The following is a 13,761-nucleotide window of genomic DNA, read 5'->3' on the forward strand; positions in this document are numbered from 1 at the left end:
TATTTTCTAGTAAAACACTTTATTTTCCACTAACGATCTCTAATTTCCCCGATCAGCAGCAGGAGTTGATTCAGGAAAATAAAGTTCGTTAGTCAATGACCAGTTTATTGTTTTTGTGCCTTCCTAAGAATCAAGCTGGAGAATAAACTGCACAGTGATCTGATTATTATTTTTGTAGATGTGTACGGAATAACCCTCACACTGAACATCTTTAGTGATGGAAGTTTTTGCAACCTCACTAAATTCGTTGATAAGACTATCGTCCACTTTGTGGCCAAAAATTTTCATTAAGTTAACTGCAACCTTGAAATTTTCCATGTTAGGTTCATTATTCGCACTTAACACATCTTCTATTTTGACATAGGGCATAACCCCTTTTGATGTATAAGATGCAACAAGCTTAGAATAACTAGGATTTAATGAGTCCCGATAGAGAAAACCGCCATAAATCTTACCGTTTATTTCTTCTACCCCGGGAACATACCACGTACCTTTAAAGTCAGGAGACATCCGTCTGTTTGAGAATTCTAACCAACTGCTGTCAACTGACTTTAGAATAGCATCCAACAATTCTTCCTTTTTATAAGGTATGGGATGTTCATCTGCATAAGCCGTAAGCAATTGGTGATCTTCATTAGTTCTCCAATCGCTTAATTGGATATAGGGCCCTGAACGAATATACTTTTTCTTGGATTCAACATAAATTTGGTACCCTTCCCTAATGCCGGTCTCGTCTTTCCTAAAGGCTTTAATTATTGAGTTGCCACCTGTACTGAAATAATGATCTGCAATAACGGTATCTCCTCGTCCGCCGTCTCCCAAATCATAAGTCATTTTCAGAATGGTAATAATCTGTCCATCATAATTTCTTTTTATATGCGGATACTTGGCATCTTCCTCTCGTACAATTTGCATAAAAGGAGAGTTGGTATCATTACCGTCTATCAGGTAAACCTCATGGAGGGTCCAGTTTATCCCGCCAAGTTCAACTGTATAGGGAAATTCTATATTAGATGCCCTGTCTAATTTGGATCTGAAATTGGTACCATTTAATGCTACATCAGCTAATTCTAATGCAGCTCTATCTACCTTTAGCTTACCGCCTGATCTTAGTTGCAGGACACGGTTGATAACTGTTACCGCCTGCGCACGTGTCGATATTTCGTCCAGTCCAAGTTGACCGCCGGTTAAACCTTGCAGAAGTCCGGTTTCCGTTGCTCTATAAGCATAGTACCTATCAGTGGTCGCAATTGAATCTTTATTTTCATTCCCGATTGATCTGACTACTAATCTAGCTATTTCTAGTCTAGTAATAGGTCGTTCTACGTCTTGGGTAAAATCTTCATAACGATGAATCCCTGCAGCAACGGCTGCGTTAATAAACGGCTGATACCATTTTTGATTTGTATTTACCTCTGGTTTGAGGCCTAACGCTTTCGATAGCATTGTTACAAACTCTGCTCTGCTTATGGTTACATCGGGTTTAAATGTTCCATCCTCATATCCGGTTGCGATGTTTAGCTGAATCATGTTTTGTATGGCTTCCTCAGCCCAATGACCCTTGGTATCCATAAAGGTGGAAGATTGTGCATTCGCTGTTGCCATAGTAAATAAGGATGCTATTAATGCGTTGCTTGCAACAAGCCTTACAATTCTTTTTCTCATGAGAACCCCCGATGTATGTAATAGAAACAAATGCAAAAACTACCGCGGTTATTTCGCTTGATGATAAACTGTTTACTTTTGTGATATCCACTAACGAATTCTATTTTCCACTAACGAACTTTATTTTCCTTGATCAGGAGTGGAGTTTCTGCTCATGCAACCATGAAACCCGTGACACGATTTTTGCCATTTGACTTAGAGAAATACATAGCTTCATCGGCGCGCTTCAGGAGCTCATCTGCAGGAAGGCCTTTCGAATACCGAGCGAAACCAATACTTGCTGTTGTAACGCATTCCTTTTCAATACGTTTACGCACCCGCTCCGAGAATTCTTCTATAAGCAAAACCGTTTCATTCGACGTTACGAGCACAACCATCTCTTCTCCGCCGAACCTTCCAGCAATCCCACGACCCTCAATCTCTTCCTTCAGGATGGAAGCCACTATCTTGAGAGCATCATCTCCAGCCTTGTGTCCTTGTGTGTCATTGACCTTTTTGAAATTATCGAGGTCAAAAAAGATTATCGCCACGTCCGAGGCCCGCTCCACATATTTTTGCACTGCACTCATAAAGTACTTTCTGTTAAAGAGCCCAGTAAGACCGTCGGTAATGGATGACTTGTACGAGTTTTCCAAAACATCTGAAATCCGCGTCGTTACGAGAACAAGGACCATACTGCAGCCAACAATAAAGAATGAATCATGTACTAGAACTGCGTAATGCAAGTTCAAACTTTTGGGAAGCAGCTGCTCTATACCACCGTACAGCTCAGAAAGCGCAAATAAAATGAGCAGCCAGCGGAATCCTGAATTAGCCTCAGGCAACCACTTAGAAATTTGTACAGCTACAAAAATCGCAGCGAGACCGCAGATGAACATACTGATATATGCCGGCATGAAGCTGATAATCAAGATCACAGGAAGAACACAAAGAAGAACTATCCTTCCTCGCTTGGCCAAGTTTCGATTAAGCATAAACAGTGCGATTCCGCTCACATACCAGCCGATATTAAACAGAGCTTGAACTAGATGATGAAGAAACACAGGCAGCATTGGTTGCTGGAGTGCAGTCGTCGAAATGGTGATTTCCAGTAGTGCAGATAAAAGTAATATCGCCGATCCAACTGTAAGAAACCTATAACCGCGTTTTTTTCGAAGGCGATAAAACAACCTGGTAATATAAAGCAACACTGCAAGTAAAGGAACAGCACCTAAGCTTAAATAAGGAATCATATCTTTCTCTCCCAGTCATAATGAGGTATGTTACGCTGACCGTTGAAACCAACTCTTAGGATCGGTTTTGTATGTATGGCTATCACGATTATCAAGCTTGCCTATCCAAATTTGATTATTCTTTTCATCAATCTTGTAAAAAACACGAATCCTGCCGACCTTGATTTTTTTGATTTCAGTGTAGCATAAAAGTTGTTCGTACTTTCTACTTAATGGCCGTGGATTCAAACCTAACTCGGCGATCGCCTCCTCCATAGCCCTTTGCTCTTGTTTGGAGAACTCGCTAAATTCCTTTTTTACTCGTTTCGAAATAAACCCTACTTGATACATATCGATTTTTCTTCCTCTCATCATTAGATTATTTTACATTTAAAATAGTCTTTACTTCTTGTCCACTTACTGTCGTCACGAAAAACTCGCAGCCGTTGTTGTAGATGCCGTCGATTCCGCGCTCTTCACGTATCTGGTAACACATGGAGTATTCACCCAAGAACTGATACCCTGGCTCAACATAATCCATGAATCCTCCGTAGCGGTCCACTTGCATCATCAAAACGATATACCATCCGCGTACCCGTCCCGGCTCAATTTCTCCATACAGTATTCCGCCCTGCGCGGCCCCATTTTGAGTTAGCCATTTTTTGATCTGAAGGGATTCGCGGGAAAGCCGATACCGACTCTTCCGTTGTAAATAAGAATTGGCGCAGTTTGCTGAAATAAGAGTGCAACCTTTCTTCCCCAACAACTTCGAGAATTCTGAATTCGGACCGGTTAGGAATCCTTTTTCTTTCGGTTCAACCGTTTCAGATCGCTCCCCGATTTTGAGTCTAACCATATACAGGTTGCCGAGCATGGAGTCTCTGACTTCGATTCTTTGGCCGGCAAAAATAAAAACTTCTTCATGGTGTTGAAACATTATTTCTACCCCCAAGGATTAATGAATGGAAAGATGAACTTAAGACAAGCGATTTGCACAACTGCAAAGCAGAAGCCCACGAACAATAAGCTAACCCAAGGTTGTTGTAGACTTGGCTTTTTTTTTCCGAAAAAAGCTTCGACATAGAATAAGATTAGCCCCAGAATTCCCGCATTGAGTACTGAGAGCATTGTGGCCACGGTGCCAGCTGCTATCCCTAAATAAGCAACCATCAGAATATCCCCGCCGCCTACTTCATCAGTTATAAGTGCAATGATGTAATACAATAGCGCTGGAACTAAAGCGGCTATATAGAACAACCAGCCTTGCGGGTGAACAAAGATTCGGGTGATAATCATAGCCAATATCGCCGGCATCGAGACTATGTTAAACACCTTTCTGTATTTCCAGTCTGTATAAGCAGTTGAAGCCATTATGGGTACCATCTGACCATATACAAGTATTTGCTGCCAATCCAAAGATCCCGCTCCTTTCCTATCAATGCTCCATTATCTTCCAAAATGTTTATCACCATATTATCACTACTTACGACATTGTGCAATGTTGTATTGTTTGACATTGCACAATGTTTGATTTTTTATTTAGTGAAAAGACAAAAACTCCCTATGGCTGCGCTAAGGTATCGAACCTGTAGCTGCTTCCCATAGGGAGCTCAACTTGCCGCTTTCGCGGAATAATAACAGACAGATGTCAGTTCTGACTCACATTTTACCAGAGCTCGACGGTAATTGAGGCGCACTTCACCATACTTCCATTATGTCCACAATATCATACGTTTATACAAGGATATTAGCCGTGTTTTCCGCTTTCGATCTCCTTTATTATGTCGTTCAGGAGTTCGACAGCCTCATCCTTCATGATTAGATGATCGAATTTAGAGTCGTTCCCCGTTTCTAGTTTGCGGACACGATCTTTTAGAGATGCTAGCAACGATTCTTTAAATGGAGGCTTCGTAAGGTGGGCGTCAATGGCCGCTTGCGCTTCCTCGAGTGATGGGTAAGTCCGGTACGGTTGAAAAGGCGCTTTGTGAATGGAGTACTCTTTTATTCCTCCTTGAGACGCCCAATTTCTGATTTCAGGATTAGTAGTGTTTATGATAGCCCCCGGATATCGTGTCGAACTATGTATTGGGAAGTCTTTATAAATTTCAACTTCTGGCATTTAGCTTTGTTCCTCCTAATGTTTAATTACCCGCCGAATAGTATTAGAGATCTCATTAAAGTGTAAATATACAGTTTAAAATTATGTATCCTTATTTCATTCTTTGTAATTCTCTCATGCCTTTAGAACAATCCGAAGCAGAAAAACCTGCATCTCTACATGGATTAGACGAACTACCACTCCCTCCACTACTCATACAACTTCCAATAATCCAAAGCAAAATAATTACAACAATTACTCCTAGACAACCTGCCTTCATTCTCTTTTCCCTCTGCAATTCAACGACTTTTCATGTATTTAGAAAAAATATTTCAACCGTAGTACCTTCATATAATTTACTTTTGAATGACAATGTTCCTCTGTGTGCACCACGTAACGGATATGTATTCATACTCAAGACGCACATTGCTAAAACTTGAACCAAGTTGCTTTAGATGCGCTGCGGTTACATTGAATTTACTTAGTACTGAGAACTCCGCCGCTGACTCCTATCAGGCTCATTGCCTTTGCGAGATTAGTATCGTTAGTAGACTTATCACCGTAATAGCTGTTAAGTTCAGTAATAAAATAGTCAGTATCAGCGTTTAACTTATATCTGGCTGCTTTCCAATCTTTTATAACTCCAGACACTATGTCTTTCTTTTGACTAGTGTTCATTTTGACCCAATCATAGCCTGTTGTTTCTCCAGCTGTCTTATGCCACGTGCTTCCCGTGTAATCACTGGTTGATGATGATGATGTTGTTGATGATGATGATGTTGTTGTTGATGTTGTTGTTGATGTTGTTGTTGATGATGTTGATGGTGACGATGTTGAATTTTTTTTAGTCGGTGATTTTAACTCTTCACTTTGTTTTTTACGAGCACTATCTATTGCTTCTCTCATTTTACGATCAAGATCGTCTTCTGTAAGGGTTGTGCTTTTAGGAGTTTCAACTGCAACCACGTTTGTGCTTTTAGGAGTTTCAACTGCAACCACATTTGAGCTTTGGGTGGTACCGCAACCGCTTAAAAAAAGAGTTGATACAAGTATGATAGCATAAATATTAGTTCTCATCATTGAACCTCATTAGCAGTTTATTATACTGCTTTCCATTACTTACGAGTAAATCATGAACAAGCATATACTGTTCATGCGCTTTTTTATGAGTCAATTTTCTTCCCATTCCATATTCCCCCATTTATCATTTAGGAGATTATTGTATATGTATAAGTAACCAATATCAACTTCTTATTTATAGCAAGACAACAAAAAGAGGGCCGACGATCCCCGCTCCGATCGTGCCGGCAGGTTTTCTGGGAAGTTTTAGATCACATTGATACAAATCAGTTGGTAGGAAAGAAAACAGATTGGGGATCATGGACTGCAAAGGCTAAACCAAATGCAATTCTACATTTTATTGATCAGTTCTATGCAACAAACGAAGGTGAAAATATAAGAGAATTTATAGCAACATTAGATAAAGACACTGAATATGGGCTGGTAGCAATAGAATTTGACTAATAACCGTACGGTTGTCATAAATGATATTTTAATGAATTTGGCTACATTGTCTTAGATGATAATAAAGTCTTAGACAGGACTGTTTGATATTACGGGTAGTTTGTCACTTCAAAACATATTTGTCATCCAATAAGAGCAATAGATAACTTTCTTATAAGCATGTTAGCAACAAAAATAAAGCGTCCCTCGGAATAAGATTTTAATCCGAGGAACGCTCTTTCTTTCTGTTCTCCTTCTGTAGCAGAAGCGGGCCATCATATGTTTAGACTATCTTCCGGTACAAAGCCATCCGGAGAAAGTTCAAGTAAGAACTCATATTTAGACAAAGGACTCTCAAACTTAGTCCAGCCAGCCATCTTCTGCTTGCGCATTTGCTTTTTTAATTCATGCAGCTGCTCTGCAATAAGAAGACCCTTTTCATGGAAGGAATCCGCCTCGATCCACTCCCCGTTGTATATGGCTACCTGCATCCAGTTTTTAATCTCCTGCAGTTCTTGCAGTAGAGACATTTCCTTAAATACGAGTCTTGCATTGGACTCGGTGAGCTGAAGCAGCAAAAGATTTCTTGATTTGCTTCTCCCAATTTCAATAAATCCACTTTTTTTATAACAGCACCCTTTATTCTGGGATTCGACATGGGCGTCGGATACATATGTAATAAATCCGTCCGGCGGCATTGCCCCCCATTGCTGAATCGTTGCAAAAACCGCCCACTTAATCATGGACGAGCTGAGGCGCTGTGATTCATTCCTAAATAGGGATGATTCATATGCCTCGTATCCGTCCTTCCTTGGAAATTTTGAACGCCACGAAATCCAGCATGTCCCCTTCTTTGGTTCTCATAGTTAAGTTATAGCCTGGGCGTTTAAATTGCGCTTTGCCAATGCTGGCTTTCGGACGTGAATAGTGACGATCATAAAGCTGTCTCACCACGTCCTCATTACCTTTCACGATCATCCATAAAAAAAAATTATTATATCATGGTCCATACTCCCGTATACCGGACTCGAGTAGCATTTGCATCATAATAATGTTGCCTCCCTTGTAAAAGAAAAGGCTACCTGGGCAGAGTACCCGGCAGCCATCATCCTTTTCGTTATAATTCTTCAGCCATATCTTTAACAATCTCCACAAAGGGCAACGGCATCTCTACGTTCTCGCCAGTCTTCTCATCCTTCAAAGCTGCTGCATCAAAGACATAGGTGGTGGAGGTCTCAGCAGTAAGCACACCTTCTACAATGAATCCCAAATATAGAAACTGGTAAGATTCACCGAGTTTTTTCATCGTATGGATACTCATAAGGGTATTCTTCACCTCCTAATGCATACATAATGGGCCTTAGCTCCATACGAAGCAAGTCATCTATTCCTTTCGCGATCCCATTCTTCTGAACAGGATGCCAGGATGCATAATAGAGTTCGATTCCTTTCGGAAGAAACAACTCCTTTGCTTCCTCTACACATTGCTCAACCGTCTTTCCTACATCCGCAACCTTCTCCTGAGCATCTGAATCAAATGCGATGATGACTCGCTTCGGATTGATCTGAAGAGTCGGTTCAAAGAGTTGCCGATAATTCCGTACACCAGCAGCCTGCAGATGAATGGCGTCGGTTAAGTCTGCGGAAATATCACCCTTGAGCGGACCCTCGCCCCACCATACCTCCGTAACATCACAAACGTTGCTCACTAAATCACCGGATTTCCATATCTCAAGCACTGCAGAGGGAACGGCAACATGGTATGGAGCGGGTGTCGGATGCCCAATACGAGCTCCTTGCATAACTCCCCTCTGAACATCTTTACTGGTGGAGAGCCATACATACTTGGCTCCAGGTTCCAGCACAGCGGTTCCCCGCTCTAGAGACACTGGAAAATCGTCCCTTACTCCCTTCCAGACAACGGATTCACTCTCTTTGTCGATGATATCCACCTCTCCGTTATTCAGACGCGCTGTATACCCAGGAGGTAGTTTGATCATTCTTGGGTCATCGACTCTAAGTTGAAAGCCGCAAATCTGGTTCCATAAGTTTCGGAAGGGGATGAGGAACCCGTTCCTTGCAACAAGTGTCCAATACCGCATATGGTCTTTTTGCATAAGGACAAAGCCTGGCACACCGACAGGGTCCTCCTTCAAAGAATTAATGAGTTCCTTTGTTAGCATATACCGACTTCGATAATTGTCGGTTACCGAACGATATCCTCGAATTTGAATCTCCTTTGGAGTAAAGCCCCGCTCCTGCTTAAGGTGATCTCTATGCATATCCCCGAGATCCAAAAGATCTAACATCCGCCGATAATAGAAATCGAGCCAATTATCTTCACGTTTAGCGTCTTCTTGGTCGTCTCTCTCAACAATTTGTGAATGAGAAACTCGCCTTTCTCCATCGGGTTCAAGAAACGTGCCATCCTGAAACTTCAATGGAATCCCTGCAATACCACAGACTTGTATACAGGCTTCCACGAATCGTTCTCGGTCTTTTAGGGAGGTTTCGTCATACAATCGATAGGCATAATAGGAAAGTACATCGTTTCCGCCAACACCCTGACGGGTAAAGTCCTGCCAATTACGTTGCGTTGGGTTGATTCCGACAGAAGGCGTGCGTTCTCCACCATTTCGATACGTCATATACCATTTTCCCACACGTCTGATCTCGTCTCCCATTGCAATGGCAAATTCCCTTAGGTCGAGTGATCGAATTTCCTCTACGGTTTCTTCTGAAATTCTCTTTTTAAGCAAACTAGTTAGATCTATAATTTGTTGGGTCATACTCCCTATTCCTCCTTCTTTCATAAGTGAAAAACGCAAAAAAGACCCCATGAGCAGATTTATGCGCACTTCGCACATAAATTCAACCCATAGGGTCTTCGACTTCACACAAACGCCCATCACTTAAGGGGCCAAAAATTCTTATTGCCATTGTATCATGAAATATTAGTCAATGACAACGGAGTTCTTACTCCTCCTCAAGCGTATTAATGCGTACTGAGCCTTTCGTTAAAAAGCGATCTGTTAAAACAAACTTGCCGTTTGTATCAACAAATACATTATTGCCGTTCTCTGATGCTAAATAAGTCGCAACTTTTTGAAATGCACCATAATCAATCAAGCACATTTGACCACATTCAATCTCGCTCATTATGTTCACGCTCGGGATTGTGGATATTAACGTCCTGTTTATAAAGGCCCTATCGTATGAGACAACAACTTCAGGTGCAGTAAAAATTGGCTCCCATGTCTGTTCATTAATAAAGGTCTCAGTCATAGGAGTTTTACCTTCCCTCTCCAGCTCGAAGTCGTAGGCATTTAAAGTACCCACGACGTATGCGTGAACTGAGCGAACCCGCTTCTCCAAGACTTTCGCTCTTCCGCTCTCTGAAACAAAAAAGCGAGCATCGGTTAGCCTCACCGTGTTACAGTACCCGGCCACCAATCCGGTCTTCGCACAACGAATGACAATGGAATCCTTATGCAGATTCCGATACACATGGACTTTGCTCCCGATCTCTACTATCCGATCCTTGTACCACTCCATAGAAATAATCCCTCCAATTTACGCCTTCTGTCTTCAACGACAATGGGGGAAGCCCCAGACGCTCAAGTGCCATATCTCGTCCATAAAAACGCCAATAATTTAAAAAAACAGCTCCAGCAATCTGAGAATCTAGCCGTTTCTCGTCCTTTGCCTTTTGGAAACCTTCACGTGACCAAAATTGTCCTTCACGATCTGCCTGAAATGTTCCCCCATACAATTTTTTGACTCTGTATTCAACCTTGTCCTTATCTTTGAGGTCCCATAGATGGGATTGGTACCATCGACCTTCATGAATATAGACCGCTGTGAAATAATGACAATAATCTCTTTCACCCGACTCAAAGAAAACAAGAAGTGCGTCGGCCGGAACTCTTAATCCAGCATGCACCTTTTTCCTCAGGTCTCGGGCAAAGCGCGGTCGGTAGACAGCAGGCTTTTGAGGTACGAAGTAAATATCCCTAAACACGTTTCCATTAATGGAAAGGCAATAAGTCTCAACAATGAGCTCCAGTATTTGCTTAATAAACTCATCGTGTGGTACAAGAGCCTTCTTTCTGGCTTTGTACAACTCTGCCCCAGCCGCATAGAGTCTATGTACTGCCGCTTCCCCACGATGATCACCGGCATACCCAGCCTCGCTCCTTCGAGTAGTGGTTATCGTCTGCAGCTCGTAAAAATATTCATAAGCTTCATTGTCCAGGTCAGACTGATACGTCAGCAAGTTCATTTGAATATGCATAAAGAGGAACCCCTTTCTTCGTAAAAATAAAATAGAGGATGCCGAAGCACCCTCATATCCTTACATCATACTTGAGCCGGTTCCAAGATCAGTTCCGCAACAGGGCATGAAGCAAACCCAGTGCGTACAGAAACTCCAGTCCGTTTTACAATCCCTGCTTCCTCTAATGCATCTAGGATACCTTCATTTTCCGCATAGTTTTTGATCACTACATGGCTTTCAGAAGGAAGCTCTAGTCCTGGCACACAAATGCTTGCTGTCGCAAACGGTGTACCGTCCTGCGCATCATAGAGTTGAATTGCGGCGCCGCCCTTAACATAGCGGGAAATTTCAACCGTGCACTCAAAGCCAAGAAATTGGACATTTTTCATATTGTGACGCCTCGCCATTACTTTTTTAGCGAGGCTCCCTCCCTTATCAGATAATAGTCGATTACTGTTCTACGCTGACGAACGACAAAATTTTGGCTTTCATCTCTTTAAAAATCGTGGTAATTTCGCTATCTCCTCTAAGGAGTAATTCCTCTTCATCCTTTACCCCGTACATATTGCAAAGGGCTTGAATAGCATCTTGAGCTTGGCTCAATGTAGGTTTTCCGGATTCAAGGAGAGCAAAGAAACGATTTAGTGAGAGAAATGAGCCGAATTGGTCAGCAGAAGATAGTTCGTTCTTTACAATTTCACCGTTAGTAGCCTTATTGTTGTTCATACAAGTATTCTCCCTATGCAGCCCCTATAAGTGGTGGGCTGTGAATGATAGCCCCCACTCTGGGCGATTAGATTTAATTTCGCTTTATGCCTTTGTAATATCTGGACGGATTACCCGTAAAATGAGAAACTTCCCCTTCTCTAAAGCTTCAGGGCAAACTTCGTAAATTCCCATTCCCATGCTGATAACCATGATCCCCATGCCTCCTTTGTTTCCATACATTAGAACTCGGTTGCCATGCTGCGCGCTTCGTTCCGATCGAAAGTCTCAAAGATACATACCGCTGTATCGGGGTCAATGAGAAATCTCCCGCTCCGGATATCTTCTACAAGACTCGGTTGTCGTACATTGCTGCAGCAGAACTTAATCATCGTTCCCTCGTCCTTCAGCCGAGCTTCAAATACCCTATAAATAGGATGGCCCTCCACTTTGTCGAAAGAAGACAGCGGAAGAAAAGATTCTTCCGTTTGTCCGCATTCTGGGCATTGAACCTTAACAGACGCCTTTACATCTACAATTTGAGATTGAGCACGTCCGCAGCATCTGCAAGATAGCTTAATGTTCTCAATGATCCCCATCATGTCGTTACACCTCACGAGAGCGAAGCGGTACAACAACTGCTCGCCTATTGGAGGATTCACCATCTTTTAAGACTGGGGCCAAAATGTAGGGCTTCAGGGGTTCCAACCAGCTAAAGTGGATTTGTTCATATGCTTCCAACGATTTAAGCGTATCCTTCATTACCTCAGCATCGACGCAGCCCTTCATATCACCGGTAGCATCAGTAACGAATATGGATTCTTCCCCGTTACCCAGCTCACCCTTAGCCGTAATATGAAACTCGCCGCTTACGAGTTTGAAGTTGACTCCTCGTTGTTCTTTTCCTGTAACCGACATTGCTCGTTTGAATGCATCTTCGAGCTCCTTGCGGTTAACGGTACATTCAGAGGCAAACGATCTGGGCAACTGCGTTTCAAGATCAATCACGTTGCCGGTGATCAGTTTACTCACAATCATGACACCGATGCCGGCTACCGTAATCAGACTCGGCCCAATTGAAACACGGACTGGCCCGTCTGTCTTATCGAAAACTTCCAGGATTAGCTTCGCGGTCTTGTGAGAGACAATGCCTTCGAAAGGAGTCACTTCAACCGCCAAAAGCTGTAACGAAGCTAGTTTCAGATTGGTGGACTGGAGTAGTACACCACTATCAGTACCTTTTAACTGTACGCCGCAGATTTGAGGTCTCGATTCATCCTTGGAAACCGCATATAGGGTTTCTTTGATAACCGAGCAGAATTCTTTGGAGCGGGTACTGAATGAAACCGCATCTGTTTCTGTCTGGATGTTCGGATACATACTGACATCTTGAGTTGCCAGCTGATACTTTGCTTTGCCTGCCTTTATGGTCAGTCGCTCTTCTTCAAGCTCTAACCTAAAATCACCGGCGGGAAGATTGCTGCAGATTTTAGAGAAGGTTACAGCGGGTATCAACACACTGATTTCTCTGTCTGCTTCAATTACGCTGTTTTCTGCCCCCTCGACGGCTGCCACAGCTTTCACAATGGTTATCGTTCCGTCGCTGCCAACTAGCGTCAAAGCATTACCAGGGACATTTTCCATTTCCCCACTGCCATCGGTCTTTCTTCTCGGTACGGACTTTTTGATCTCCATCTTGATCATCTCAAGAACAGGAATCGAATCCGAAGTGGCAGCTGCTTTAGCGACGTCTTCCACCATGGATAAGAATTGCTTCCTATCCTTGATTTTGACGATAACCGCATTTTTATCAGTACTGGCTTGTACTGATCCTTCGTCTTGTTGTAACAACAAATCCGTCATAGTACTCATCTCATCGCCCCTAATGCTATATGTATATGCTATAGGGGCTTCACCTCCTGAAAATAAAATACACACCCAAGCATCGATCGAGATTCCAATGGAATCAAGAATTACAATGATGCAAATAGGTGTGAGCCTTTTAATTGATACGGGTCGCTACATCCGCCAATAGAGTAGAAAACAAAAAGCCCTATGTGGGGTAGGAATCATTAGAAATGGCATAATACTCCCGTTTCTCATAAATTCCGCCACATAGGGCTTCTGACTTGCGACAAGGTGAAACTACTACTCTGATGAAAATATTACCACAGGGATTCATTAAGAACAAGATTCAAATTAAATCCTCATATAGTTATATAACCTATATAATATGACATCCTTTATAAAGAATTAAATAATAAAACCTTTATGGGAGACTGGGATCCCCTACGTAGTAAGGG

At 42.4% G+C, this 13,761-nt stretch carries 18 protein-coding genes; 1 reads left to right on the top strand and 17 read right to left on the bottom strand.

All coding sequences use genetic code 11. The features are described 5' to 3' along the window. Nucleotides 1-123 precede the first annotated feature (123 nt). The 7 genes from QFZ80_RS00240 to QFZ80_RS00270 all read right to left on the bottom strand — a co-directional run bounded on the left by QFZ80_RS00240 (nucleotide 124) and on the right by QFZ80_RS00270 (nucleotide 6,051). Nucleotides 124-1,665, bottom strand: a complete 1,542-nt coding sequence (locus QFZ80_RS00240; RefSeq protein WP_307544608.1) for an S-layer homology domain-containing protein — start codon at nucleotides 1,663-1,665, stop codon at nucleotides 124-126. Nucleotides 1,666-1,817: 152 nt separating this feature from the next. Further along, nucleotides 1,818-2,897, bottom strand: a complete 1,080-nt coding sequence (locus QFZ80_RS00245; RefSeq protein ID WP_307544606.1) for a GGDEF domain-containing protein — start codon at nucleotides 2,895-2,897, stop codon at nucleotides 1,818-1,820. Between the two features lie 30 nt (nucleotides 2,898-2,927). After that, the gene (locus tag QFZ80_RS00250; RefSeq protein WP_307544604.1) at nucleotides 2,928-3,227 is read right to left on the bottom strand and encodes a type II toxin-antitoxin system RelE family toxin; all 300 of its coding nucleotides are present in this window, start codon (nucleotides 3,225-3,227) and stop codon (nucleotides 2,928-2,930) included. Nucleotides 3,228-3,255: 28 nt separating this feature from the next. Then, nucleotides 3,256-3,813, bottom strand: a complete 558-nt coding sequence (locus QFZ80_RS00255) for a hypothetical protein (RefSeq protein ID WP_307544602.1) — start codon at nucleotides 3,811-3,813, stop codon at nucleotides 3,256-3,258. Between the two features lie 5 nt (nucleotides 3,814-3,818). Next, nucleotides 3,819-4,292, bottom strand: coding sequence for a prepilin peptidase (locus QFZ80_RS00260; protein WP_307544600.1), 474 nt, complete (start codon nucleotides 4,290-4,292; stop codon nucleotides 3,819-3,821). Nucleotides 4,293-4,623: 331 nt separating this feature from the next. Then, nucleotides 4,624-4,995, bottom strand: a complete 372-nt coding sequence (locus tag QFZ80_RS00265; protein ID WP_307544598.1) for a hypothetical protein — start codon at nucleotides 4,993-4,995, stop codon at nucleotides 4,624-4,626. 456 nt (nucleotides 4,996-5,451) lie between these two features. Further along, entirely contained in the window at nucleotides 5,452-6,051 is a 600-nt protein-coding gene (locus QFZ80_RS00270) for a hypothetical protein (RefSeq protein ID WP_307556807.1), read from the bottom strand. Nucleotides 6,052-6,324: 273 nt separating this feature from the next. Here QFZ80_RS00270 and QFZ80_RS00275 point away from each other — a divergent pair, with 273 nt between their 5' ends. Further along, nucleotides 6,325-6,498: a hypothetical protein gene (locus QFZ80_RS00275; protein WP_307556809.1), complete on the top strand. Its 174-nt coding sequence runs from the start codon at nucleotides 6,325-6,327 to the stop codon at nucleotides 6,496-6,498. Nucleotides 6,499-6,752: 254 nt separating this feature from the next. Here QFZ80_RS00275 and QFZ80_RS00280 read toward each other — a convergent pair whose 3' ends face one another. The 10 genes from QFZ80_RS00280 to QFZ80_RS00325 form a co-directional block, all read right to left on the bottom strand. Continuing rightward, nucleotides 6,753-7,220 (bottom strand): hypothetical protein, encoded by a 468-nt coding sequence (locus tag QFZ80_RS00280; protein ID WP_307544593.1) that lies wholly within the window; start codon nucleotides 7,218-7,220, stop codon nucleotides 6,753-6,755. A gap of 43 nt (nucleotides 7,221-7,263) precedes the next feature. Continuing rightward, nucleotides 7,264-7,428 (bottom strand): hypothetical protein, encoded by a 165-nt coding sequence (locus QFZ80_RS00285; RefSeq protein ID WP_307544591.1) that lies wholly within the window; start codon nucleotides 7,426-7,428, stop codon nucleotides 7,264-7,266. A 166-nt stretch (nucleotides 7,429-7,594) separates the two neighbouring features. Then, nucleotides 7,595-7,798, bottom strand: a complete 204-nt coding sequence (locus tag QFZ80_RS00290; RefSeq protein ID WP_307544589.1) for a hypothetical protein — start codon at nucleotides 7,796-7,798, stop codon at nucleotides 7,595-7,597. After that, on the bottom strand, nucleotides 7,767-9,266 hold the full coding sequence (locus QFZ80_RS00295) for a hypothetical protein (RefSeq protein WP_307544587.1): 1,500 nt from the start codon (nucleotides 9,264-9,266) through the stop codon (nucleotides 7,767-7,769). The genes QFZ80_RS00290 and QFZ80_RS00295 overlap by 32 nt, the downstream gene beginning before the upstream one ends. 187 nt (nucleotides 9,267-9,453) lie before the next feature. Continuing rightward, nucleotides 9,454-9,984: a hypothetical protein gene (locus QFZ80_RS00300; RefSeq protein WP_307544402.1), complete on the bottom strand. Its 531-nt coding sequence runs from the start codon at nucleotides 9,982-9,984 to the stop codon at nucleotides 9,454-9,456. Next, nucleotides 9,965-10,771, bottom strand: coding sequence for a hypothetical protein (locus QFZ80_RS00305; protein ID WP_307544401.1), 807 nt, complete (start codon nucleotides 10,769-10,771; stop codon nucleotides 9,965-9,967). Before QFZ80_RS00305 ends, QFZ80_RS00300 begins: the two co-directional genes overlap by 20 nt. Before the next feature lie 65 nt (nucleotides 10,772-10,836). Then, nucleotides 10,837-11,142, bottom strand: a complete 306-nt coding sequence (locus QFZ80_RS00310; protein WP_307544399.1) for a hypothetical protein — start codon at nucleotides 11,140-11,142, stop codon at nucleotides 10,837-10,839. Nucleotides 11,143-11,203: 61 nt separating this feature from the next. Continuing rightward, complete coding sequence (locus tag QFZ80_RS00315; RefSeq protein ID WP_307544397.1) at nucleotides 11,204-11,479, bottom strand: hypothetical protein; 276 nt, start codon at nucleotides 11,477-11,479, stop codon at nucleotides 11,204-11,206. 221 nt (nucleotides 11,480-11,700) lie between these two features. Beyond that, nucleotides 11,701-12,060 carry a hypothetical protein gene (locus QFZ80_RS00320; protein ID WP_307544396.1) on the bottom strand — a complete coding sequence of 120 codons (360 nt, stop codon included), beginning with the start codon at nucleotides 12,058-12,060 and terminating at the stop codon, nucleotides 11,701-11,703. Nucleotides 12,061-12,064: 4 nt separating this feature from the next. After that, nucleotides 12,065-13,330: a DNA polymerase III subunit beta gene (locus QFZ80_RS00325; protein ID WP_307544394.1), complete on the bottom strand. Its 1,266-nt coding sequence runs from the start codon at nucleotides 13,328-13,330 to the stop codon at nucleotides 12,065-12,067. Between the last annotated feature and the right edge of the window lie 431 nt (nucleotides 13,331-13,761).

The sequence above is a fragment of the Paenibacillus sp. V4I7 genome, from assembly GCF_030817275.1.
GTDB lineage: Bacteria > Bacillota > Bacilli > Paenibacillales > NBRC-103111 > Paenibacillus_E.

Excerpts from the sequence above, each read along its gene's own strand:
- QFZ80_RS00240 (WP_307544608.1), bottom strand. The coding sequence starts at position 1,665 with ATGAGAAAAAGAATTGTAAGGCTTGTTGCAAGCAACGCATTAATAGCA.
- QFZ80_RS00245 (WP_307544606.1), bottom strand. The coding sequence starts at position 2,897 with ATGATTCCTTATTTAAGCTTAGGTGCTGTTCCTTTACTTGCAGTGTTG.
- QFZ80_RS00250 (WP_307544604.1), bottom strand. The coding sequence starts at position 3,227 with ATGTATCAAGTAGGGTTTATTTCGAAACGAGTAAAAAAGGAATTTAGC.
- QFZ80_RS00255 (WP_307544602.1), bottom strand. The coding sequence starts at position 3,813 with ATGTTTCAACACCATGAAGAAGTTTTTATTTTTGCCGGCCAAAGAATC.
- QFZ80_RS00265 (WP_307544598.1), bottom strand. The coding sequence starts at position 4,995 with ATGCCAGAAGTTGAAATTTATAAAGACTTCCCAATACATAGTTCGACA.
- QFZ80_RS00270 (WP_307556807.1), bottom strand. The coding sequence starts at position 6,051 with ATGAGAACTAATATTTATGCTATCATACTTGTATCAACTCTTTTTTTA.
- QFZ80_RS00280 (WP_307544593.1), bottom strand. The coding sequence starts at position 7,220 with ATGATTAAGTGGGCGGTTTTTGCAACGATTCAGCAATGGGGGGCAATG.
- QFZ80_RS00290 (WP_307544589.1), bottom strand. The coding sequence starts at position 7,798 with ATGAGTATCCATACGATGAAAAAACTCGGTGAATCTTACCAGTTTCTA.
- QFZ80_RS00295 (WP_307544587.1), bottom strand. The coding sequence starts at position 9,266 with ATGACCCAACAAATTATAGATCTAACTAGTTTGCTTAAAAAGAGAATT.
- QFZ80_RS00305 (WP_307544401.1), bottom strand. The coding sequence starts at position 10,771 with ATGCATATTCAAATGAACTTGCTGACGTATCAGTCTGACCTGGACAAT.
- QFZ80_RS00310 (WP_307544399.1), bottom strand. The coding sequence starts at position 11,142 with ATGAAAAATGTCCAATTTCTTGGCTTTGAGTGCACGGTTGAAATTTCC.
- QFZ80_RS00315 (WP_307544397.1), bottom strand. The coding sequence starts at position 11,479 with ATGAACAACAATAAGGCTACTAACGGTGAAATTGTAAAGAACGAACTA.
- QFZ80_RS00320 (WP_307544396.1), bottom strand. The coding sequence starts at position 12,060 with ATGATGGGGATCATTGAGAACATTAAGCTATCTTGCAGATGCTGCGGA.
- QFZ80_RS00325 (WP_307544394.1), bottom strand. The coding sequence starts at position 13,330 with ATGAGTACTATGACGGATTTGTTGTTACAACAAGACGAAGGATCAGTA.